The sequence below is a fragment of the Janthinobacterium sp. JF4 genome (assembly GCF_059617925.1).
The window spans coordinates 1-21,246 of the sequence record NZ_JCAQAV010000024.1; the positions used below are offsets into that span (position 1 = coordinate 1).

Below are 21,246 nucleotides of genomic sequence, written 5' to 3' on the forward strand. Positions count from 1 at the left end.
AACTCTCGACCTCAACCTTGGCAAGGTTGCGCTCTACCAACTGAGCTACTCCCGCGTCATCAACAACAGGCCAGCATTATAGAGGGATTACAGGGGCTGTCAACGGGCAATATCTGGTCTTTTGCAAAATATTTGGGGTCGGACCCGAAGGGTACGCCCCCTTTCAATGCAAGTTGCCGGCCTTTTCCTTGATCAAGGGCCATGCCAGGCGCAAGTAATAGAACATCGACCACACCGTCAGCACGCAGGCGATCCACAGCAGCTTTTCGCCCCACACATGGGTATCGATCGCGCCAAAGATCACTTCGTGGTACAGCAGCAGGGGAATGGCCGTCATTTGCGCGGCCGTCTTGATCTTGCCGATCGAGCTGACGGCCACCGATTTCGATGCGCCGATCTGCGCCATCCATTCGCGCAATGCGGAAATCGTGATTTCGCGGCCGATGATGATGAAGGCCAGCACGGCATTGACTCTGTCCAGCTGCACCAGCACCAGCAAGGCGCCCGCCACCATCAGCTTGTCGGCGACCGGGTCGAGGAAGGCGCCAAAGGCCGAGGTCTGGTTCCAGCGCCGCGCGAGGAAACCATCGAACCAGTCGGTGACGGCCGCAACAATGAAGACCAGGGTGGCAACCAGGTTCTGGTCGCCATGCAGCAACATCGACGGCGGCAAATAAAACACGCCGACGACGAGCGGTATCAGGGCCACGCGCAGCCACGTCAGAAGGATGGGAATATTAAAAGGCATAAGGGTGCAATCGGCCGACGGGTAAATTGAATATGAAGAAAGGGTGAAGAAAGCGTCACTAGTCTACATGGCCCCGGGGTATTATCCTAGTCCGCTTGCCGCAGCGCCGGACCAGGCCACCTATCCATTAATGCAGCTGCCTGTAGATTTCTTCCGCGAGTTGCGTGGAAATCCCCTCCACCGACATCAGGTCTTCGACGCTGGCATCGACCACGCCGCGCAAGCCGCCAAAGCGCGACAGCAGCTTCTGGCGGCGCTTGGCGCCTATCCCTTCGATCTCTTCCAGGCGCGAGGTCTGGCGCGTCTTGGCCCGCTTGGCACGCATGCCCGTGATGGCGAAGCGGTGCGCCTCGTCGCGGATCTGCGCGATCAGCATCAGCGCCGCCGATTCCTTGCCCAGTTCCTGCGCCGCGCGGCCATCGACGAACAGCAGGGTTTCCAGACCCACCTTGCGCCCTTCCCCCTTGGCCACGCCGACTATCAGGCTGATATCGAGCCCCAGCTCGGCGAACACCTGGCGCGCCATTTCGATCTGTCCCTTGCCGCCGTCGATCAAGACCACGTCCGGCATCACGCCATCGCCATTCGCGACTTTCTCATAGCGGCGCATCAGCACCTGACGCATGGCCGCGTAATCGTCGCCGGGCGTGATGTCGTTGATGTTGTAGCGCCGGTATTCGCCGTTCTGCATGGCGTGGTGGTGGAACACCACGCACGAGGCCTGCGTTGCCTCGCCCTGCGTGTGGCTGATGTCGAAACACTCCACGCGCAGGCTGTCGAGGTCTTCCGTTTCCAGGCGCAGCGCTTCGGCCAGCGCGCGCGTGCGCGACTGCTGCGAACCCTGCTCGGACAACAATCGCGCCAGCGAAATCTCGGCGCCCTTCTGCGCCAGCTCCAGCCACTGACGGCGCTGCCCCTGCGGCTGGAAGATCAGGTTGATGCGGTGACCGCACTGCTCCATCAGCGCCACCATCAGGGCCGGCTGGTCGAATTCGATATTCAGGATCAGGGTGCCGGGGATGAATTTTTCCGTGTAGTGCTGCGCCAGGAAGGCCGCCAGCACTTCCACTTCGATCGGTTCTTCGGCAATCGCCGCCGCATCGCTGAGCTGGCTGGGGAAGTAGGCGCGGTCGCCCAGGTGGCGCCCGCCGCGCACCATGGCCAGGTTGACGCAGGCGCGTCCGCCCTGCACCAGCACGGCGAGGATGTCGACGTCGGCGTCGCCCGTCGTTTCCATGCTTTGCTGGTGCAGCACGCGCGACAGCGAGGCGATCTGGTTGCGCACCACCACGGCCTGCTCGAATTTCAGCTCGGCGGCGAATGCGTGCATCTTCTTTTCCAGGTCGGCCAGCACTTCGCTCTGGCGCCCGCGCAGGAAGCGCGCCGCGTTTTCCACGTCGTTCTTGTAGTCTTCCTTGCTGATCAGGTCGACGCACGGCGCGCTGCAGCGGCCGATCTGATGCAGCAGGCAGGGACGCGTGCGGTTCGCATACACGCTGTCCTCGCAAGTGCGGATCAGGAACACCTTCTGCAGGATCTGCATCGATTCCTTGACGGCCCAGGAACTGGGGAACGGCCCGAAATACTGGTTTTTCTTGTCCACCGCGCCCCGGTAATACACCATGCGCGGCGCGTCGCCATTCGTGATCTTCAGATACGGATACGACTTGTCGTCGCGGAACAGGATGTTGTAGCGCGGCTGCAGCGCCTTGATCAGGTTGTTTTCCAGGATCAATGCTTCCGCTTCGCTGTGCGTGACCGTCGTTTCCAGGCGCGCGATGCGCTCGACCATCATGGCGATGCGGGGGCTGGCCAGGTTTTTCTGGAAGTAGCTGGAGACGCGCTTTTTCAGGTCGCGCGCCTTGCCGACATACAGCACCTTGTCGGCGGCGTCGAAATAGCGGTACACGCCGGGCAAATTCGGCAGCTTGGCGACGGTGGCCAGCACCTGCGCGCGCGGGTCGGGCGGCGTGTCCGCGGAATTAAGGTCGGGTATTACTTCAGTCATTGCTGGCTCTTAAATGGGGTCAGACCCGCCGGGGGAATACGTCCCAGTGGGGCGCATTCCGATCGAAAAGACTGATCCCGGCATCTCATTGCTACTCAGCCTGCTCCACGATCACGAACGCGACCGCATAGTCTTCTTCGTCGCTGATGGTCACTTGCGCGCTCAGGCGGTGCTGCTCCATGAACTCCGCCAGCACGCCGCTGCAGACGATCATCGGCTTGCCGCTGGGGTGGTTCAGCATTTGCGCGGCGGGCCAGGTCATCGGCATGCGCAAGCCCAGGCCGATGGCCTTGGAAAACGCTTCCTTGGCCGCGAAGCGCGTGGCCAGGAAGCGCACGCCGCGCACGGCGTTCCTGGCGCTGCGGGCGCGGAATTTCTCCAGCTCCTGCGGCCCCAGTATCTTTTTCGCGAAACGCTCGCCGTGGCGCGCCAGAGCCGCCTCGACGCGGGGGATCTTGCAGATATCGGTGCCGATGCCGTAGATCATGCCCTGCTCCTCTGTCAGGCCCTGTGGCCCAGGCGCGTGGCCACCATGATGGCCTTCATTTCGCGCACGGCGTTTTCCCAGCCGACAAACACGGCATGCGCGACGATGGCGTGGCCGATGTTCAATTCAGCGATATCGGGAATGGCGGCGATGGCTTGCACGTTGGTGTAATGCAAGCCGTGGCCCGCATTGACTTTCAAGCCGCGGCCCACGCCAAACAGCACGCCCGCCTTGATGCGCTCGAGCTCCATCAATTGCTTGGCACCTTGCGCATCGGCATAGCGCCCCGTGTGCAGCTCGATCACGGGCGCGCCGAGTTCGGCGGCGGCGGCGATCTGCTGCTCGTCCGCATCGATGAACAGGCTCACGCGAATGCCCTCGCCTTGCAATTGCTGCACCGCCGCCTGCACTTCCTTGAAGTAGCGCACCACGTCCAGCCCCCCTTCGGTCGTCACTTCCGTGCGCTTTTCCGGCACCAGGCAGACATCGGCCGGCTTGATGCGGCAGGCGAAATCGATCATCTCGGCAGTGACAGCCGCTTCCAGGTTCATGCGCGTCAGTAATTGCGGTGCGATGGCGATCACGTCCGCATCCTTGATGTGGCGGCGGTCTTCGCGCAGATGCAGGGTGATGGCGTCGGCGCCGGCCTGCTCGGCCAGCAGGGCCGCGCGGATCGGGTCCGGATACGCGGTGCCGCGCGCATTGCGCAAGGTCGCCACGTGGTCGATATTGACGCCCAGGTCGATGACGGGGCCGGAAGGCTGCAAAAAGCTCATAAAATGGTATCCATAGTGTGCCGCAGTCAATCAACAACTACAGCTGCATTAAATCGATCAATATCTGGCGCGTATTCAAGGTGGCGCCACCCAGTTGATGGGCCAGCAAAAAGCGCATCAGCAGCTTGCTTTGCGCCTGCGTGGCCACGTCAAGATAATCTTCGCGCTCCATGTCGAGCAGGGTCTTGCCCGTGATCTTCGGCCAGGCGTCGGCCGCGCGGGCCGGGCGCGGCCCCCGTTCCGGATCGACCACGTACACCTGCCCCGCCTCGACAGCCTGGCGCGTGCCCGTGCAGCGCGTCAGGTCGGCCGCCACGCCCGTTTCCTTGAGCAGGGCGCGCTCGAACTTGCGCAGCACGATGGGCGGCGGCTCATTGTGCGCCAGTTGATTCAAGGTGGCAACGTAGTGGTCGAACAGGACGGGATGCGGGTCGTCGCGCGCGAGCAATTTGACCAGCAATTCGTTCAAATAAAAGCCGCACAGCAAGGCCGTCTTTTCCAGCGGCAACATGCCGCCCACCCATTCCGCGCCCGTCAAAATGCGCAGCTCGGACTTGCCCGTCCAGCCCGCCTGCAGCGGCTGGAACGTCTGCAGCACGCCACGCAACTGCGAATGGGGCCGCTTGGCGCCCTTGGCGACGAGCGCGATGCGGCCATACTCGCGCGTAAACACGTCGACGATGAGGCTGGTTTCTTTATGCGGATAGCTGTGCAGCACGAAGGCTGGCTGGCCCGTGATGCGACCGTCGCGCGCGGGCGGACGGCTGCGCCGGGGTGCTGCGGAAGGTGCGGCCGGCGGCGCGATGGCCACCGGCGCGGGGACAGGTGCAGATGCGGCAGATGCAGCAGGCGAGGCTGGCGCGATGTCAGGCTGCGCTGGCGTGGTGGTGCTCATGCGTGTAGCGTCGCCCCCGGTTTGCGGATTACTCGTAGCCGTAGGCGCGCAAGCCCGCCTCGTTGTCGGCCCAGCCCGACTTGACCTTGACCCAGATTTCCAGGTACACGGGGCCGCCGAACAGCTTTTCCATATCCAGGCGGGCCTGGGTGGAGACTTCCTTCAGGCGCGCGCCCTTGTTGCCGATGATCATGGATTTATGCGTATCGCGCTCGACCAGGATGGCGGCAAACACGCGGCGCAAATCGCCCTCCTGCTCGAATTTCTCGATCAGCACGGTGCTCGTGTACGGCAATTCGTCGCCGACAAAGCGGAACAGTTTTTCGCGCACGATTTCCGAGGCGAGGAATTTCTCGCTGCGGTCCGTGATGTCGTCCGGGCCAAAGATGGGCTGGTTTTCCGGCAAGAAGCGCTTGATTTCGTTCTGCAAGCCTTCCAGCTGGAAGTGCAGCTTGGCCGAGACAGGCACGATGGCGGCGAAGTCGCGCATGGCGGCGATCTTTTGCGCGAACGGCAGCAGCACGGCCTTGTCCTTGACGCGGTCCGATTTATTGATCACGAGGATGCATGGCACTTCCTTCGGCAGCAAATCCATCACTTGCTGGTCGGCCGGGCCGAACGTGCCCGCCTCGATCACGTACAAAATCACGTCCGAGGAAATCAGGGTGTTCGTCACGGTCTTGTTGAGCGTCTTGTTCAGCGCGTTCGAATGGCGCGTCTGGAAGCCAGGCGTATCGACGTAGATGAATTGCGCGTCCGGCACCGTCTGGATGCCCGTGATGCGGTGGCGCGTGGTTTGCGCCTTGCGCGAAGTGATGCTGACCTTCGCGCCGATCAGCACGTTCATCAGGGTCGATTTGCCCACGTTCGGGCGGCCCACGATGGCGATATAGCCGCAGCGGAAGTTGTCGGGCATTTTGGTGGCTGTCATGCTAGTGTCGATTCTGTTTAGTGTGAGCGGCGATCGCCGGGGCTGCAGGAGCTTGCGCGTCGTCGCTCTGGATGGTGGCAATGCCGGCCAGCTTGAGCTGGGCGGCGCGCGGTTTCGGCTTGCGGCTGGCGGCAGGCGACTTCAACAGCGCCTGCTCGGCCACGTCCAGCGCCAGTTTGGCGGCGGCTTGCTCACCGGCGCGGCGGCTTCCGCCACGGCCGTAGACCTGGATGTTCAATTTCGGCACCAGGCATTCGATCTCGAATTCCTGGCTGTGGGCGGCGCCGTGGGTGGCCACCACGTTGTACTGTGGCAGCGAAATTTTCTTGCTCTGCAAAAACTCCTGCAGCAGGGTCTTGGCATCCTTGCCCAGGGTTTGCGGATCGACCGAGTCGAGGATGGGAATATAGAACGCGCGGATCACCGTGCTGGCGGCGTCGAAGCCCGTGTCGAGGAAAATCGCGCCCAGCAAGGCTTCCAGCGTGTCGGCGAGGATCGATGGACGGCGGAAACCGCCCGACTTCAGTTCGCCTTCGCCCAGGCGCAAAAATTGCGACAATTCCAGCTTTTGCGCGATTTCATACAGCGACTGCTGTTTCACCAAATTGGCGCGCAGGCGCGACAGGTCGCCCTCGTCGATGGACTTGAAACGTTCGTACAGGATGGAAGCGACCACGCAGTTGAGGATAGAGTCGCCGAGGAATTCCAGCCGCTCGTTATGCAAACTGCTGTGGCTACGGTGCGTCAAGGCTTGCTGCAACAGGCCAGCATCCTGGAACGTATAGCCTAAACGGGTTTGCAATAGCTGAAGATTCATTATTGTTTCTGTATCATCTGAGTAATTCGGCTGGCCGCCGCGCGGGAAACGGCGCGGCGGCCATGGTTGGCCCATTACAGACCAGGCCGGCTTAGTGTATGCCGCCCACGCGTTTCGGATTGCTGAAGTTCATCCACACCAGGAAAGCCTTGCCGACGATATTCTCGTTCGGCACGAAGCCCCAGTAGCGGCTGTCCGCGCTATTGTCGCGGTTATCGCCCATCATGAAGTAATTGCCTTGCGGCACCACACACGTAAAACCGTCTTCGTTGTAGTTGCACGCCTCCTTGTGCGGGAAATCCTTCACTTCACGCAAGTTCAACGTGGGAGCGGGCTCGTCGTTGAGGATGCGGTGGCTCACGCCCGTCAGGTTTTCTTCCAGTTGCTTGTGGTAGACCGTGCTTTCATCGTCCAAGTAGTCGTCCAGCGGGGTGTACGCCACTGCCTTGCCGTTGACCGTCAAGCGCTTGTTTTCATAGGTGATTTTATCACCGGGCACGCCGATCACGCGCTTGATGTAGTCTTGCGACATATCTTTCGGATACTTGAACACCATCACGTCGCCGCGCTGCGGATCGTTGACTTCAATGATGCGCTTGTTGACGATCGGCAAACGAATACCATACGTAAACTTGTTCACCAGAATCAGATCACCCACCAGCAAGGTTGGCACCATCGAGCTCGACGGGATCTTGAACGGCTCGTACAGGAACGAGCGCAGGCAGAACACGAGGGCGATGACGGGGAAAAAGCTGCCCGAATACTCGACCCAGGTCGGCTGGCGCAACAGCGCCGCCTCGATGGTGGCGCGGCTGCCGCCCGCATCGGACTTGATGCCTTCGGCGGCCAGCTTGGACTGGCGCGCATCGAAATCAAACAGCGCGCGGTCGGCCGCCTTGCGGCGCTGCTTGGACAGATAAAACACATCCAGGCACCAGACCAGGCCCGTCAACACCATCAGCACGAACAGGATTAAAGCGAAATTTCCTAAAATCACTTGCAGGTTCATTGATTAACCATCCACTTGTAAAATTGCCAGGAATGCCTCTTGCGGGATCTCCACGGAACCCACTTGCTTCATGCGTTTCTTACCCGCTTTTTGTTTTTCCAGCAATTTTTTCTTGCGGCTGATGTCGCCGCCATAGCACTTGGCCAGCACGTTCTTGCGCAAGGCTTTCACGTTCTCGCGCGAAATGATGTTCGCGCCGATGGTCGCCTGGATGGCCACGTCGAACATCTGGCGCGGGATCAGTTCGCGCATCTTGGCGGCCACCTGGCGGCCACGGTACTGGCTGTTCGAACGGTGGACGATGATGGCCAACGCATCGACTTTTTCGCTGTTGATCAGCATGTCGACCTTGACCACGTCAGCCGCGCGGTATTCCTTGAACTCGTAATCCATCGAGGCATAGCCGCGCGACGTCGATTTCAGGCGGTCGAAGAAGTCCAGCACGATCTCGGCCATCGGCATTTCATACACGAGCTTGACCTGGCGGCCGTGGTAGCTCATGTCCATCTGGATGCCGCGCTTGCCGATACACAGGGTGATCACGGAACCGACGTATTCCTGCGGCATGTACAGATTGACCGTGACGATAGGCTCGCGCACTTCCTCGATGCGCGACGGATCGGGCATCTTCGACGGATTGTCGACGTTGATCATGGTGCCGTCGCGCTGGATCACTTCGTACACCACGGTGGGTGCCGTGGTGATCAGGTCCATGTCGAATTCGCGTTCGAGGCGCTCCTGCACAATTTCCATGTGCAGCAAGCCCAGGAAGCCGCAGCGGAAGCCGAAGCCCAGCGCCTGCGACACTTCCGGCTCGTACATCAGGGCCGCATCGTTCAGTTTCAGCTTTTCCAGCGAGTCGCGCAGCGCGTCGTACTGGTTCGCTTCCACCGGGAACAGGCCGGCAAACACTTGCGGCTGCACTTCCTTGAAGCCGGGCAATGGCGCGGCGGCAGGACGGCTGACCAGCGTCACGGTATCGCCCACTTTCGCCGCCTTCAATTCCTTGATGCCGGCGATGATGAAGCCCACCTGGCCTGCCGACAATTGCGGCAGGGATTGCGAACGGGGCGAGAACACGCCGATGTCTTCCACCAGCTGCACCGAATCGGTGGCCATCAGGCGGATCTTGTCTTTCGGTTTCAGGGTACCGTTGACCACGCGCACCAGCATGACCACGCCCACATAGGCGTCATACCAGGAGTCGACGATCAGCGCCTGCAGCGGCGCATCGGGGTCGCCCTTCGGTGGCGGCACCTTGACGATCAGTTGCTCGAGCACGTCCAGCACGCCGAAGCCCGTCTTGGCCGAGCAATGCACGGCGTCGGCCGCGTCGATGCCGATCACGTCTTCGATCTCGGCAATGGCGTTCGGCGGGTCCGCGTTCGGCAAGTCGATCTTGTTCAGGACGGGCACCACTTCCACGCCCAGGTCCAGCGCCGTGTAGCAGTTGGCCACCGTTTGCGCTTCCACGCCTTGCGACGCATCGACGACCAGCAGCGCGCCTTCGCACGCCGACAGCGAGCGCGACACTTCATAGCTGAAGTCGACGTGGCCAGGCGTATCGATCAGGTTCAGGTTGTAGATCTGGCCATCGCGCGCCTTGTAGTGCAGGGCCGCCGTTTGCGCCTTGATGGTAATGCCGCGCTCGCGCTCCAGATCCATCGAATCGAGCACCTGCGCCTCCATCTCGCGGTCGGACAAGCCGCCGCACAATTGAATGATGCGGTCAGCCAGGGTCGATTTACCGTGGTCAATATGGGCGATGATGGAGAAATTGCGTATGTTGTTCATTAACTAATATAAGTGCGAAGTTGACGACACTGCTTTAACAGGAATCAGGGGGGTCATGTCCGGGCCAAACAGGGCCAAAACCGGGCGCCCCACTCATGATGAAAAAAAGCGCCCCGAGCAGGACATCTGCATGCCCAGGCGAGCGCTTTTGAAGCGACAGAAGCTGCTGCCTCGGACAGTAGCTTTTTCGACCTCCCCATTTTACCGGATTTCAGAGTAGAAAGCCCGTCTTATGAGGCCGGCACCGGGGCAAGGTGACATTTTCGGCTGTTTTCGGCACCAGAATGGTGCAATGCAGTGTCAATATTGGTATTTAAGCTACATCAGGCGGCGCCGTACAGCCGCTTCGTCGAGGAAATAGTGACACAGCTCCGGCTGCGCCAGGTCGCCGAACAGCACCGGCACCAGCTCATCGAAACGGGCCAGCAGCGAGGCGTCGGACGACGCATCGATGTCGATCACGTCCACGGTGAACGGTTTGTCAGGCGGCTGCAGCAGGAGCAAGGCGTCGAGCATATCCTGGCAAAGGTGGCAGTAACTGCGGGAATACAGGGTGAAGTGCATACGTCGGTGGTTGGCAGCGGAGATCCGGGGTCGGACCCGACGGGGGAATTCAAGCCTGTGGCTTGAATTCCGATCCCGAAGGGACCGACCCCGGCAGTTAAAAGTTACTTCGCCGACGGACGCAGCGAAACGAATTGCGCCACGTCGCCACGGCGCACCAGCACGGCCGACGACTTTTTCGGATCGAGCTTGGCGACCAGGGCATTGAACTGCCTGGCGTCTTTCACAGCAACATTATTCAATTGCAAAATCACGTCGCCAGGCTGCAGGCCGGCCAGGGCCGCCACGCCATCCGCCTCGTCCACTTGCACGCCCGCATCGATTCTCAATTCCAGCTTCTTCGCGGCCGGCACGTCGCTGACCTTCAGTCCCAATGCATTGACGGCTTGCGCTTCCGGCTCCCTGGCGCCCTTCTTCGCCGTTTTCTCGCTTTCCAGCTCGACGACGGTGACGGGAATATCCTGCTGCGCGCCCTTGCGCCAGACGGTCACCGTGGACTTGCCGTTGACGGCGGCGCCGCCTACCAGGCGCGGCAGGTCGGAGGAGCGCTCGATTGCCGCACCATTGAATTTCAGGATGATGTCGCCCGGCTTGATGCCCGCCTTGTCGGCCGGACCGCCCGGCTCCACCATCGACACTTGCGCCCCCTTGGCATTCGGCAAGCCCAGCGATTCTGCCACGTCCTTGCTCACTTCGCCGATCTGCACGCCGATCCGGCCGCGCACCACCTTGCCCGTCTTTTTCAGCTGTTCGCCCACGCGCATGGCTTCATCGATGGGCACGGCAAACGAAATGCCATTGTAGGCACCGGACAAGGTGGCGATCTGAGAATTGATGCCGATTACCTCGCCGCGCATATTGATCAAGGGACCGCCGGAGTTGCCGGGATTGACGGCCACGTCGCTCTGGATCAGCGGCAAGTAGTCTCCCGTGTCGCGCGATTTGGCGGAAATGATGCCGGCGGTGACCGTATTTTCCAGGTTGAACGGCGAGCCGATGGCGATGACCCACTCGCCCACGCGAATCTTGTTCGAGTCGCCGATGGTCAGGCGCGGCAGATTGCCGCCCTCGATTTTCAGCAAGGCAACGTCGGTGCGCGCATCGGCACCGATCACCTTGGCCTTGAATTCGCGCTTGTCCGTCAGGGTCACGTACACCTCGTCGGCGCCATCGACCACGTGGGCATTGCTCAGCACGTAGCCATCGTTTGAGATGATGAAGCCGGAACCGACGCCGCGCTGCACTTCCTGCTCCTGCGGCACGGCACGGCGGCCACCGCGTGGCCCCTGCTGGCGCGGCGTCGGCATGGCGCCGCCAAAGAAGCGGCGCAGGAATTCCTGCATTTCCTGCTCGTCCTGGCCACCGGCGCCGACACCGGTGCCGCCCATTCTCAGGCGCTCGGTGGTGCGGATATTCACCACAGCCGGGCCGACGGCGTCGACCAGGTCCGAGAAATCAGGCAATTTCACGGCCGGCACGGCGGCGTGCGCCTGTGGCGCCAGGCCCAGCATGGCAGGAGCAAGGAAGACGCCAGCCGTACCGAACAATAAGGCGGAAAGCGTCTTCACTGAAAACGCCTTGCTGGCAGCACACATGTTTTTTTTCATGGAAAGGATCTTTTCGAGTATATAAACGGATCAAAACGCGGATCTGGCGACTGCCTGCGTGCATGATTGACCGTCATGACGGAATCCCAGGGGCAGGCCCACCTGATAGCGCGCATGGCAGCAACAATATATCGCAAAAGCAAGACATTGCCTGCGCACAGTGTCAATCGTACCGAAGGCCAATGTCAAGAGGGCAAAGAGGGCGTTAAGCCTGGCATAAGATGGAAAACGCGGCAACTAGCGCTGCGCCAGCGGCCCCGCCTCCAGCGGTTCGGCCGCGCCTGGCGGCACGATAGCAGCGGACAGCGGTGGTAGCGGCCCGACATGGACAGCCGGCTCCCCAGGTGCCGGCTCGACGGCCAGGCGGCCGGCCAGGCGCGCACCGAATTGGGCGCTCAGTGCGTGGCCGCACTGCTCCGAGCGCAGCACGTCACCGATATGGCGATACGCCTCCCAGGCCTGGCGGCCCTCATCTGTGTCGAGGGCGGCAAAAGCCAGTTCGAGTTCGCTCGCCGCCAGCTCGCCATCGGCCAGCGCGGAAATAGTCTCGTGCAATCGTGTATGCGTATCCATGATGGGTCCTGCCATTTCAAGAGGATAGTTGCGGAAACCGGACGCAGCCATGCCAACCTCATACTCTCCAGATTACCAGCGCTTGTCAATCGGCATGTCCAACAACGGTTTCAATTTCTCCGCAATCACTTCGCGCGCACGGAAAATGCGGCTGCGCACGGTGCCGATGGGGCACGCCATGATCTCCGATATCTCTTCATAGCTGAGGCCCTCGATCTCGCGCAGTACGATAGCCGTGCGCAATTCGATGGGCAGCACATCCATGGCCGCATTGACGGTGGCTGCAATCTGCTTGCTGGCCAGCACCGATTCGGGCGTATTGTTGTCGCGCAATTTATTGCCGTCATCAAAGGACTCCGCCTGCTCGGCGTCGGCATCGCTGGACGTGGCGGCGCGCCGCCCCTGCGTGACGAGATAATTCTTGGCCGTATTGATGCCGATGCGATACAACCAGGTATAAAAAGCGGCCTCGCCGCGAAAATGGCGCAGCGCCCGGTAAGCCTTGATAAAGGTTTCCTGCACCACATCTTCGGCCTCCGCCGGGTCATGCACAAGGCGCGACACGAGGCGCATCAAGCGGCGCTGATATTTCGATACCAGCACGTCGAATGCCCGTTTGTCGCCAGCCTGTACCCGCTCGACCAGTAACTGATCATACTCGCGCTCTGTCCTCACGCCCAATGTCCCTGGTGGCATGCAGCGTGGGCGCCTGTATGGATATAGAGTTGGCCCGCTGCAAGAAGTTCAGTGTTCGTCCCACTTTTATTCTTCCCTGTTCCGCGCCGCGATGGCCCGGCAAGCCACGGCCAGCGGGCGGAAGGCGGCGCAACTGCTGCCGCGCTGCACCAGCACATCCGTGCGCCGGCCGGCGGCATCGGCCAGGCACAGCACCAGCAGTGACGGCCACAAGGTCGAGCCCGGCAACAGGCGCAACCCCGGCACCACCACAGGCCCCGGCCCGGCCGGCTCCGCTACCGCGTTGGCAATAGCCTCTGGTAGCTCGCCATGCTCCAGATATACCGCCAGCCGCAACTGGCCAACCGGCGAAATATCAAGCGCCTGCGGCTTTCTGCGCCGGCGCAGCAAAGCCAGAAAAAACACGCCACCAGCCGCACTCAGCAGCGCACCACTCCAGCCCAGCGCGTAGCCGCCCACCAGCTGACCGGACACGGCAGCAACACGCCACGCACCGCTCAAGGGCCAGGCGGCCAGCACCGCGCACAGTCCCAGCACCGCTTGCAACAGGCGCAAACAGACAGGCGAGCGAATGACAGCCGCTACCGCGATCGACATACTTCATGGGAAAAAAAAGGCGCGCCGGCACTATGCCGGGCAAATTCAGGCGCCAACGAGCGTTGGCGCCGAATCAGCGCTCACTACGGTTTGACCGTAGCGAGCGCTTGAAAGTTCCTGCTTATTTCGCTTTGCCGAAAATCAGCGTGCCATTCGTACCGCCGAAGCCGAACGAATTCTTCACTGCATAATCGATCTTCATATCACGCGCCGTGTTGGCACAGAAATCGAGATCGCACGCCGGATCCTGGTTGAAGATGTTGATGGTCGGTGGCGACACCTGATGGTGCAATGCCAGGACCGTAAACACCGCTTCCAGACCGCCCGCGCCGCCCAGCAAATGGCCCGTCATCGACTTGGTCGAGTTGACGACCAGACTCTTGGCGTGATCACCGAAGGTACGCTTGATGCCCATCACTTCCGCCACGTCGCCTTGCGGGGTCGACGTGCCGTGCGCGTTCAGGTACTGAATCTGATCCGCGTTCAAGCCAGCGTTGTTAAGGGCCGCGATCACCGATTTGCTGCCGCCGCTACCATCTTCCAGCGGCGAGGTCATGTGATAAGCATCTGCGCTCATCCCGAAACCATGCACTTCGGCATAGATCTTGGCACCACGGGCCACCGCGTGCTCGTACTCTTCCAGCACCATGACGCCAGCGCCCTCGCCCAGCACGAAGCCGTCGCGGTCGGTATCCCACGGACGCGATGCCGTTGCCGGATCATCGTTGCGGGTAGACAAGGCACGCGCCGAAGCGAAACCGCCCAGGCCCAGTGGCGACACGGTCGATTCAGCACCACCGGCAATCATGACGTCGGCATCGCCGTACTCGATCATGCGCGCGGCGGCACCGATGCTGTGCAAACCGGTGGTACACGCTGTAACGATCGCCAGGTTCGGGCCCTTCAGACCATATTTGATCGAAAGGTTGCCAGAGATCATGTTAATGATCGAGGCAGGCACGAAAAATGGCGAGATACGGCGCGGACCGCGCTTTTCGTACTCGGACTTGGTGTCTTCGATCAGCGGCAAGCCACCGATACCGGAACCGATGATCACGCCGATACGCTCGGCGTTTTCTTCGCTTACTTCCAGGCCGGAGTCCTGCATCGCCTGGATGCCTGCAGCCATGCCGTAATGGATAAAGGTATCCATATGGCGGGCTTCCTTACCGGAGATGTACTCTTCGATATTGAAACCTTTGACTTCACCAGCAAAATGCGTGGTGAATGGCAGTGCATCGAACTTGGTAATCGTGGCAATGCCGGATTTACCTTCAATGATTGCGCCCCACGCCTCGGCAATAGTATTGCCGACAGGTGAAACGCAGCCCAGGCCGGTGACAACAACACGACGGTTTTTAGAACGGCTCAAGCGATTCTCCTGAAGTCGGTCAGACAGGCTTAGGCCTTGACGTGTGCAGTGGCGTAGTCGATCGCCTGTTGCACGGTGGTGATTTTTTCAGCTTGTTCGTCAGGGATTTCCATTTCGAATTCGTCTTCCAGGGCCATGACCAGTTCCACGGTGTCCAGGGAATCGGCGCCGAGATCGTCGACGAAGGAGGATTCGATTTTGATGTCTGCTTCTGCAACGCCCAGTTGCTCAGCGACGATTTTCTTAACGCGTTGTTCGATATCCGACATGTTATGGCTCCAAAGTGTGTGTTACGGAAAGTGCGCGCATTTTATCAGGTTTGCGCGTCCGAATACTAATTTCGGTGTCTGCTGCTAATTCAACCGAAGCTGCTGCTAAAAGATGCGATTATAGACAAAACGGCCCTTGAATCATGCCACAAACACCCGTCCCGTCTACCTTTCACATCAATTCATATACATTCCACCGTTCACGTGCAGGGTCGTGCCCGTGATATACGCCGCTTGCGGCGAGGCCAAAAAGGCCACGGCCGCTGCCACGTCTTCCGGCTTGCCCAGGCGGGACAGGGGAATTTGCGTCAACAGAGCCGCGTGCTGCTCTTCGCTCAGCGCCTTGGTCATGTCGGTATCGATGAAACCCGGGGCGATGCAGTTCACGGTAATGTTGCGGCTGCCGATTTCGCGCGCCAGAGCACGGCTCATGCCTTCCACGCCAGCCTTGGCCGCCGCGTAATTCATTTGCCCCGGATTACCCGACGAGGCCACCACCGACGTGATATTAATGATACGCCCAGTTTTGGCTTTCATCATGCCGCGCAGCACGGCGCGCGACAGGCGGCCGACGGCCGACAGGTTCGTGGAAATGACGCTATCCCACTCTTCGTCCTTCATGCGCATGGCCAGCTGGTCTTGCGTGATGCCCGCATTGTTGACCAGGATCGACAGGCTGCCGTAGGTTTTCTGCACTTCATCGACGACTTGCGCGCAGCGCGCCGCATCGGTCACATTCAGGACCAGACCCTTGCCGGCCACGCCTTCGGCGGCCAGATAAGCGGTGATCGCTTGCGCGCCGCTTTCCGAGGTGGCGGTGCCGACCACGGTGGCGCCCTGCTTGCCCAGTTCGGTGGCGATGGCGCGGCCGATGCCGCGCGAGGCGCCCGTGACCAGCACGACTTGATTTGCTAAATTCATGAGTATCCTTAAGAGCAACCGCGGCAGGCAAGCTGCCGCGATCTGATGTTTATTTGAGCTGCGTCAAAATGCGATCCAGCGATGCCTGGTCGACGATGGCGTCGCCCACCAGCACCGGATCGATGCGCTTGGCCAGGCCCATCAGGACCTTGCCCGGACCGCATTCGATCACTTGCGTGATGCCGTCAAGAGCGACCTTTTGCATGGTTTCCACCCAGCGCACTGGGCTCGCTGCCTGGCGTACCAGCGCATCCTTGATGCCGGCGACGTCGTTGACGATGGCCACGTCGACGTTGTTGATCAGGGCGATTTGCGGCGCGGCGAACGTCAAGCCGGCCATGTACTCGCGCAAGCGGTCCGATGCCGGTTTCAGCAGCGACGAGTGGAATGGCGCCGAGACGGGCAGCTTCATGGCGCGCTTGGCGCCCTTGGCCTTGGCCAGTTCGCAGGCGCGCTCGACAGCCGCCGTATGGCCGGCGATGACGACTTGCGCAGGCGCATTGAAATTGACGGGCTCGACCACCAGGGCCGGGTTTTCCGCCGCCGCTTCCGCACAGGCGGCGCGCACGTCGTCATCCGACAGACCCAGCACGACAGCCATCGTGCCCTGCCCCACGGGCACGGCTTCCTGCATGGCTTGCGCGCGGAAACGCACGAGCGGCACGGCATCCTTGAACGAAATGACGCCGGCGGCGACCAGCGCCGAGTATTCACCGAGACTGTGACCGGCCACGACCGTCGGCACGGGGCCGCCGGCCGCCAGCCAGGCGCGGTAGAAGGCCACGGCCGCCGTCAGCATCACCGGTTGCGTGTTGGTGGTCAGATCCAGTTCCTCCTTCGGACCTTCGGCGATCAGCTTGCCCAGGTCGAATTGCAGGGCGTCCGACGCTTCGGCGACGGTCTGCGCAACCACCGGGTTGCCGGCGAAACCGTCGAGCATCGCAATCGCTTGCGAGCCTTGACCTGGGAAAACAAATGCAAATTGTGTCATGTCGACTCCGTTTTTTTAATAGTGTTGCGGGATTACATGCGCGCCAGCACGGCGCCCCAGGTAAAGCCGCCGCCCACGCCTTCCATCATGACGTTGTCGCCCTTCTTGACACGGCCATCGCGCACGGCGATGTCGAGCGCCAGCGGGATCGAGGCGGCCGAAGTGTTGCCATGCTGGTCGACGGTGACGACCATCTTCTCCAGCGGCAAGCCGAGCTTCTTGGCCGTGCTGTTCATGATGCGGATGTTCGCCTGGTGCGGGATCAGCCAGTCGATCTGATCCGCCGTCATGTTGGCATGCGCCAATGCTTCGTGCGCGACCTTTTCCAGCACGGAGACGGCCAGCTTGAACACGGCCGGGCCATCCATGTAGAGGAAGGCGCTGCCGTCCAGCGCGCCGCCAGCCAGGCTGCCCGGCACGCTGAGGATGTTCGAGTGGCGGCCGTCCGCGTGCAGCTTGGTGGCCAGGATGCCCGGCTCCTTGGAGGCAGTCATGACGATGGCGCCGGCGCCGTCGCCGAACAGCACGCAAGTGCCACGGTCGTCGAAATTGAGGATGCGCGAAAACACTTCGGCGCCGATCACCAGCACGTTTTTATGCATGCCCGACTGGATGAAGCTGTCGGCCGTGGCGACCGCATACACGAAGCCGCTGCAGACGGCTTGCACGTCGACGGCGGCGCAGTTATTCGTGATGCCCAGCTTGCTTTGCACGATGCAGGCGGTGCTGGGGAAGCTGCCGAAGAAATCGGGGGTCGAGCTGGCGACGATGATCAGGTCCAGGTCGTTGCCGTTCAGGCCGGCCATTTCCAGGGCCTTTTTGGCCGCTTCCACGCCCAGGTCCGAGGAATTTTGCGTCGGCGCCGCGTAATGGCGCGCCGAAATGCCGCTGCGCGACACGATCCATTCATCCGAGGTCTCGATGCCCTTGGCGGCGAGCTGCTCGGTCAAATCCTGGTTGGTGACGCGCTTCTCCGGCAAGTAGCTGCCGGTACCGATAATTTTGCTGTAAGTTTTGCTAAAAACAGTCATGCAAATACCCGTCCACTAAATGGTAGAGCTTGTTGATGTAGGTTCTTCCGGTACTGGCGTGCGCGGCATCAGCTCGGCGATCAGGCTGGCCAAGTGTGCTTGCACGTCATTTTTTGCCGCATCAAAGGCGCGGCGCAAGGCCCATTCAAACGAATAGGCATCGGCGCTGCCATGGCTCTTGAAGACGAGGCCACGCAAGCCCAGCAGGCTGGCGCCGTTGTAACGCGATGGATTCAAACGGTTGCCGATGGCTTTCAGGGCCCCGCGGGCGATCAGCGCGCCCAGCATGGTAATCGGATTGCGCTTGAATTCGGAAGTGAGCACGTCTTTCATGAGGCGCGCCAGGCCTTCGATGGCTTTCAGCGTGACATTGCCGACAAAACCGTCGCAGACGACGATATCGGTCGTGCCTTTGAAGATATCGTTGCCTTCCACGTTGCCGTAGAAGTTCAGCGCGCCACGCTCGTGGTCGGCCTGCAGCAGCTTCGAAGTGAGCTTCACCACTTCATTGCCCTTGATATCTTCCGTGCCCACATTCAGCAAGCCGATCGTCGGGCGCGCGATGCCTTCCATGGCGGACACCAGCACGGACCCCATGATGGCGAACTGGTGCAAGTGATGCGGTTCGCAATCGACGTTGGCGCCCAGATCCAGCATGTAGGTGGGGCCGTTCTTTTGATTCGGCAAGATGCTGCAGATGGCCGGGCGATCGACGCCGGACATGGTTTTCAATACGTAGCGCGACACGGCCATCAGGGCTGCCGTATTGCCGGCGGAAACGGAGGCTTGCGCCACGCCACTCTTGACCTGTTCGATGGCCACGCGCATGGACGAATCCTTCTTGCGGCGCAGGGCCACTTCCAGGGGATCGTCCATGGTAACTTGTTCGGAGGCATGCAATACCGACAGGCGCGGATGCGTGTCGGCTTTATGTTTTTTCAGTTCGGCACGGATCACGTCTTCCAATCCAACAAGGATCAGTTCGGCTTCAGGCTCATGTTTTACGAAGGAAATTGCTGCGGGGATAGTGACTGAGGGACCGTGATCTCCGCCCATGCAGTCGATAGAAATTTTGATTGTCATTTGTGTTGATTCAATACCGCTGCGGGCGTGCGGCAAGATGTGAATCGGACTGGAGCATATGCAGGGCGCAGCATGTCATGCACCGCCTGAGCAAGCTTGATTCAAAATGACGGGTGCGCAAGATGAATTGCAGCCGATAAAAAAGAAGAAGCGGCGCCACGCCGAATAACCACGCAACACCGCTTTCATCTTACCCAACAAAAACGTCGATTACTCGTCGTTTTTGGTCTTCAACACTTTACGGCCACGATAGAAGCCGTTAGGGCTGATATGGTGACGCAGGTGTGTTTCGCCGGTAACTGGCTCGACGCTCAATTGCGGCGCGACCAGGAAGTCGTGCGAACGGTGCATGCCGCGCTTGGAAGGGGTTTTCTTGTTCTGTTGAACTGCCATGATGACTCCTAATACATAAGTTCTAAAATTTTAGCACAATCGATTGGCAAATACATGCGAATCGAGTATCCCAGCGGCAAAGACTACCCGAAAATAGCCCGGACCGACATCGTTTATTACAATTACATTTCACTACACTTGCCATACTCGATTACAACACGCGTTTGACACGTTCTCTAAACGGGACCTCACAAACCTACTGCGCGTCCCACTATCGCCTCGGCGTTGCTCAGCGTACTTCCGTACGCTTGCGCTACTCAAGACGATATTGGACCGCTCGCTACGGTTTTTGAGGCCCCCTACAAACTACCACTACTACTTAACTTATTCTCTTAACTTATTCTGGCTTCAAGTTTTTCAGTGCCGCAAACGGCGACTGCTTTTCAGTCTTGAGAGCATCGAGCTGCGCCGTATCGGGGCAGACGTCGTGTTTGGGTACCTGCGGCAGAGCCAGCAAGGCTTCATCTTCGATCAGGGCCGCGGCATCCATGCTGCGGCTGCCGACGATCACGTCGATCGTTTCATCGTTGATGACTTCTTCGATCTCGTCCGCGTGCTCGTCATCCTTGCCCAGCATCAGAGTGGTCGTCGAATCAATCGCGTATGCATACGGAGTCAGGCAGCGCTGGCAAACCAGCTGAACGGTGCCGTTGACCGACAAGGTCAGTTGTGGGTAGCCCAGCTTGCTGGTGCCGCCGACGATCTTCCAGGCGATCTCGCCGGAACTATCTGCACAATCCTTGGTCAACCGGGTCATTTCAGCGACAGGAGTTACACCCTCGCGGCTCCCGCTGATACGACAAAAATCAAAGGCGTCGATCACAAAAGCATTCATTGGTAGAAAATTTCCCCGGAAAACCTGCGATAATAACAGGGTTTTTAGCACGGAGTCAAAGCCTAAGCATCTTTTTTGACGCAATCACTGCCATAAACATGACAACTTCATCAACACCGTCATGCCGCATGGAGCCTCAGTTATGGGCTTCGCGCCCTGGAATTTCCGTGAAATTCCGCTGACACCGACTAGCGCGGCCATGCCGGCCGCCATCGACTACCGAATGATACCAACTTCCGCCCCATCGCGCTTGATTCTTGCATCGAGTTCGACTTACCGCAAAGAACTCCTGGAACGCCTGCGGCTGCCTTTCGAGGTGGCCGTGCCCGATCTCGACGAAAGCCCCCTGCCCGGCGAAAGTCCCAGCGCCACGGCCCTGCGCCTGGCGCAAGCGAAAGCGCAGGCCGTGCTCGACCGCCATCCCGGCAGCCTCGTCATCGGCTCCGACCAGGTCGCCACCCTGGACGGCGCGCAGATCGGCAAGCCCGGAAACCACGCGAATGCCCTGCTGCAACTGCAAACCATGCGCGGGCGCCAGACCGTGTTTCATACGGCCCTGTGCCTGCTCGACGGACGCCACTCGCCCGCCGTGGCGCAAGTGGAAGATATCCAAACCCGCGTCACCGTGCGCGACTTGCCCGATGCCGAACTGGACGCCTACTTGCGCATCGAGCAACCGTACGATTGCGCCGGCAGCGCCAAGAACGAAGGCCTGGGCATCGCCCTGCTCGAACGCATCGACAGCGTTGACCCCACCGCCCTCACCGGCTTGCCGCTGATCGCCCTGACGGGCATGCTGCGCAAGGCGGGCGTCACGTTTTTTACCATTTAAATTACCGACAAGAAGAA

Annotated in this window: 23 protein-coding genes; 1 reads left to right on the forward strand and 22 read right to left on the reverse strand. The window is 60.5% G+C overall.

Going from position 1 to position 21,246, the window contains the following annotated elements:
- Nucleotides 1-163: 163 nt before the first annotated feature.
- The 22 genes from pgsA to AC54AF_RS17570 all read right to left on the reverse strand — a co-directional run bounded on the left by pgsA (nucleotide 164) and on the right by AC54AF_RS17570 (nucleotide 20,397).
- A complete protein-coding gene (gene pgsA, locus AC54AF_RS17465; protein ID WP_034749601.1) occupies nucleotides 164-748 on the reverse strand; it encodes a CDP-diacylglycerol--glycerol-3-phosphate 3-phosphatidyltransferase in 585 nt (194 codons plus the stop codon).
- Nucleotides 749-875: 127 nt separating this feature from the next.
- Nucleotides 876-2,756: an excinuclease ABC subunit UvrC gene (uvrC, locus tag AC54AF_RS17470; RefSeq protein ID WP_496637554.1), complete on the reverse strand. Its 1,881-nt coding sequence runs from the start codon at nucleotides 2,754-2,756 to the stop codon at nucleotides 876-878.
- A gap of 91 nt (nucleotides 2,757-2,847) precedes the next feature.
- Nucleotides 2,848-3,243: a holo-ACP synthase gene (acpS, locus tag AC54AF_RS17475; protein ID WP_496637555.1), complete on the reverse strand. Its 396-nt coding sequence runs from the start codon at nucleotides 3,241-3,243 to the stop codon at nucleotides 2,848-2,850.
- Nucleotides 3,244-3,257: 14 nt separating this feature from the next.
- The gene (gene pdxJ, locus AC54AF_RS17480) at nucleotides 3,258-4,019 is read right to left on the reverse strand and encodes a pyridoxine 5'-phosphate synthase (protein WP_496637556.1); all 762 of its coding nucleotides are present in this window, start codon (nucleotides 4,017-4,019) and stop codon (nucleotides 3,258-3,260) included.
- A 37-nt stretch (nucleotides 4,020-4,056) separates the two neighbouring features.
- A complete protein-coding gene (gene recO / locus AC54AF_RS17485; RefSeq protein WP_496637557.1) occupies nucleotides 4,057-4,914 on the reverse strand; it encodes a DNA repair protein RecO in 858 nt (285 codons plus the stop codon).
- Nucleotides 4,915-4,942: 28 nt separating this feature from the next.
- Entirely contained in the window at nucleotides 4,943-5,845 is a 903-nt protein-coding gene (gene era / locus AC54AF_RS17490) for a GTPase Era (protein ID WP_034749612.1), read from the reverse strand.
- Nucleotide 5,846: 1 nt separating this feature from the next.
- Complete coding sequence (gene rnc, locus AC54AF_RS17495) at nucleotides 5,847-6,662, reverse strand: ribonuclease III (RefSeq protein WP_034749615.1); 816 nt, start codon at nucleotides 6,660-6,662, stop codon at nucleotides 5,847-5,849.
- A gap of 91 nt (nucleotides 6,663-6,753) precedes the next feature.
- Nucleotides 6,754-7,671, reverse strand: coding sequence for a signal peptidase I (gene lepB, locus AC54AF_RS17500; protein WP_131686255.1), 918 nt, complete (start codon nucleotides 7,669-7,671; stop codon nucleotides 6,754-6,756).
- A 3-nt stretch (nucleotides 7,672-7,674) separates the two neighbouring features.
- The gene (gene lepA, locus AC54AF_RS17505; protein WP_101481965.1) at nucleotides 7,675-9,465 is read right to left on the reverse strand and encodes a translation elongation factor 4; all 1,791 of its coding nucleotides are present in this window, start codon (nucleotides 9,463-9,465) and stop codon (nucleotides 7,675-7,677) included.
- A gap of 318 nt (nucleotides 9,466-9,783) precedes the next feature.
- The gene (locus AC54AF_RS17510) at nucleotides 9,784-10,029 is read right to left on the reverse strand and encodes a glutaredoxin family protein (RefSeq protein ID WP_496637558.1); all 246 of its coding nucleotides are present in this window, start codon (nucleotides 10,027-10,029) and stop codon (nucleotides 9,784-9,786) included.
- Between the two features lie 104 nt (nucleotides 10,030-10,133).
- A complete protein-coding gene (locus AC54AF_RS17515) occupies nucleotides 10,134-11,636 on the reverse strand; it encodes a Do family serine endopeptidase (protein WP_131686253.1) in 1,503 nt (500 codons plus the stop codon).
- A 237-nt stretch (nucleotides 11,637-11,873) separates the two neighbouring features.
- Entirely contained in the window at nucleotides 11,874-12,209 is a 336-nt protein-coding gene (locus tag AC54AF_RS17520) for a sigma-E factor negative regulatory protein (RefSeq protein WP_496637559.1), read from the reverse strand.
- A gap of 72 nt (nucleotides 12,210-12,281) precedes the next feature.
- Complete coding sequence (gene rpoE, locus AC54AF_RS17525; RefSeq protein WP_215408940.1) at nucleotides 12,282-12,905, reverse strand: RNA polymerase sigma factor RpoE; 624 nt, start codon at nucleotides 12,903-12,905, stop codon at nucleotides 12,282-12,284.
- A gap of 66 nt (nucleotides 12,906-12,971) precedes the next feature.
- Nucleotides 12,972-13,502: a hypothetical protein gene (locus tag AC54AF_RS17530; protein ID WP_496637560.1), complete on the reverse strand. Its 531-nt coding sequence runs from the start codon at nucleotides 13,500-13,502 to the stop codon at nucleotides 12,972-12,974.
- Nucleotides 13,503-13,623: 121 nt separating this feature from the next.
- Nucleotides 13,624-14,874, reverse strand: a complete 1,251-nt coding sequence (gene fabF / locus AC54AF_RS17535) for a beta-ketoacyl-ACP synthase II (RefSeq protein ID WP_496637561.1) — start codon at nucleotides 14,872-14,874, stop codon at nucleotides 13,624-13,626.
- Nucleotides 14,875-14,903: 29 nt separating this feature from the next.
- Nucleotides 14,904-15,143, reverse strand: a complete 240-nt coding sequence (gene acpP / locus AC54AF_RS17540; RefSeq protein ID WP_008449912.1) for an acyl carrier protein — start codon at nucleotides 15,141-15,143, stop codon at nucleotides 14,904-14,906.
- Nucleotides 15,144-15,320: 177 nt separating this feature from the next.
- Entirely contained in the window at nucleotides 15,321-16,064 is a 744-nt protein-coding gene (gene fabG / locus AC54AF_RS17545; protein ID WP_131686248.1) for a 3-oxoacyl-ACP reductase FabG, read from the reverse strand.
- A gap of 49 nt (nucleotides 16,065-16,113) precedes the next feature.
- Nucleotides 16,114-17,055 (reverse strand): ACP S-malonyltransferase, encoded by a 942-nt coding sequence (gene fabD / locus AC54AF_RS17550; RefSeq protein WP_496637562.1) that lies wholly within the window; start codon nucleotides 17,053-17,055, stop codon nucleotides 16,114-16,116.
- 32 nt (nucleotides 17,056-17,087) lie between these two features.
- Complete coding sequence (locus AC54AF_RS17555) at nucleotides 17,088-18,086, reverse strand: beta-ketoacyl-ACP synthase III (RefSeq protein WP_496637563.1); 999 nt, start codon at nucleotides 18,084-18,086, stop codon at nucleotides 17,088-17,090.
- A 15-nt stretch (nucleotides 18,087-18,101) separates the two neighbouring features.
- Nucleotides 18,102-19,169 (reverse strand): phosphate acyltransferase PlsX, encoded by a 1,068-nt coding sequence (gene plsX / locus AC54AF_RS17560; RefSeq protein ID WP_131686245.1) that lies wholly within the window; start codon nucleotides 19,167-19,169, stop codon nucleotides 18,102-18,104.
- Nucleotides 19,170-19,379: 210 nt separating this feature from the next.
- Entirely contained in the window at nucleotides 19,380-19,562 is a 183-nt protein-coding gene (rpmF, locus tag AC54AF_RS17565) for a 50S ribosomal protein L32 (RefSeq protein WP_010399517.1), read from the reverse strand.
- Between the two features lie 337 nt (nucleotides 19,563-19,899).
- Complete coding sequence (locus tag AC54AF_RS17570; RefSeq protein ID WP_496637599.1) at nucleotides 19,900-20,397, reverse strand: YceD family protein; 498 nt, start codon at nucleotides 20,395-20,397, stop codon at nucleotides 19,900-19,902.
- A 223-nt stretch (nucleotides 20,398-20,620) separates the two neighbouring features.
- Between AC54AF_RS17570 and AC54AF_RS17575 the strand changes: the two genes are divergently transcribed.
- Nucleotides 20,621-21,229: a Maf-like protein gene (locus AC54AF_RS17575; protein WP_496637600.1), complete on the forward strand. Its 609-nt coding sequence runs from the start codon at nucleotides 20,621-20,623 to the stop codon at nucleotides 21,227-21,229.
- Nucleotides 21,230-21,246: the final 17 nt, after the last annotated feature.

Excerpts from the sequence above, each read along its gene's own strand:
- AC54AF_RS17570 (WP_496637599.1), bottom strand. The coding sequence starts at position 20,397 with ATGAATGCTTTTGTGATCGACGCCTTTGATTTTTGTCGTATCAGCGGG.
- AC54AF_RS17575 (WP_496637600.1), top strand. The coding sequence starts at position 20,621 with ATGATACCAACTTCCGCCCCATCGCGCTTGATTCTTGCATCGAGTTCG.
- lepA (WP_101481965.1), bottom strand. The coding sequence starts at position 9,465 with ATGAACAACATACGCAATTTCTCCATCATCGCCCATATTGACCACGGT.
- era (WP_034749612.1), bottom strand. The coding sequence starts at position 5,845 with ATGACAGCCACCAAAATGCCCGACAACTTCCGCTGCGGCTATATCGCC.
- uvrC (WP_496637554.1), bottom strand. The coding sequence starts at position 2,756 with ATGACTGAAGTAATACCCGACCTTAATTCCGCGGACACGCCGCCCGAC.
- plsX (WP_131686245.1), bottom strand. The coding sequence starts at position 19,169 with ATGACAATCAAAATTTCTATCGACTGCATGGGCGGAGATCACGGTCCC.
- AC54AF_RS17555 (WP_496637563.1), bottom strand. The coding sequence starts at position 18,086 with ATGACTGTTTTTAGCAAAACTTACAGCAAAATTATCGGTACCGGCAGC.
- AC54AF_RS17510 (WP_496637558.1), bottom strand. The coding sequence starts at position 10,029 with ATGCACTTCACCCTGTATTCCCGCAGTTACTGCCACCTTTGCCAGGAT.
- rpoE (WP_215408940.1), bottom strand. The coding sequence starts at position 12,905 with ATGCCACCAGGGACATTGGGCGTGAGGACAGAGCGCGAGTATGATCAG.
- rnc (WP_034749615.1), bottom strand. The coding sequence starts at position 6,662 with ATGAATCTTCAGCTATTGCAAACCCGTTTAGGCTATACGTTCCAGGAT.
- recO (WP_496637557.1), bottom strand. The coding sequence starts at position 4,914 with ATGAGCACCACCACGCCAGCGCAGCCTGACATCGCGCCAGCCTCGCCT.
- fabD (WP_496637562.1), bottom strand. The coding sequence starts at position 17,055 with ATGACACAATTTGCATTTGTTTTCCCAGGTCAAGGCTCGCAAGCGATT.
- AC54AF_RS17515 (WP_131686253.1), bottom strand. The coding sequence starts at position 11,636 with ATGAAAAAAAACATGTGTGCTGCCAGCAAGGCGTTTTCAGTGAAGACG.
- fabG (WP_131686248.1), bottom strand. The coding sequence starts at position 16,064 with ATGAATTTAGCAAATCAAGTCGTGCTGGTCACGGGCGCCTCGCGCGGC.
- pdxJ (WP_496637556.1), bottom strand. The coding sequence starts at position 4,019 with ATGAGCTTTTTGCAGCCTTCCGGCCCCGTCATCGACCTGGGCGTCAAT.
- acpS (WP_496637555.1), bottom strand. The coding sequence starts at position 3,243 with ATGATCTACGGCATCGGCACCGATATCTGCAAGATCCCCCGCGTCGAG.
- rpmF (WP_010399517.1), bottom strand. The coding sequence starts at position 19,562 with ATGGCAGTTCAACAGAACAAGAAAACCCCTTCCAAGCGCGGCATGCAC.
- lepB (WP_131686255.1), bottom strand. The coding sequence starts at position 7,671 with ATGAACCTGCAAGTGATTTTAGGAAATTTCGCTTTAATCCTGTTCGTG.
- AC54AF_RS17520 (WP_496637559.1), bottom strand. The coding sequence starts at position 12,209 with ATGGATACGCATACACGATTGCACGAGACTATTTCCGCGCTGGCCGAT.
- pgsA (WP_034749601.1), bottom strand. The coding sequence starts at position 748 with ATGCCTTTTAATATTCCCATCCTTCTGACGTGGCTGCGCGTGGCCCTG.
- AC54AF_RS17530 (WP_496637560.1), bottom strand. The coding sequence starts at position 13,502 with ATGTCGATCGCGGTAGCGGCTGTCATTCGCTCGCCTGTCTGTTTGCGC.
- acpP (WP_008449912.1), bottom strand. The coding sequence starts at position 15,143 with ATGTCGGATATCGAACAACGCGTTAAGAAAATCGTCGCTGAGCAACTG.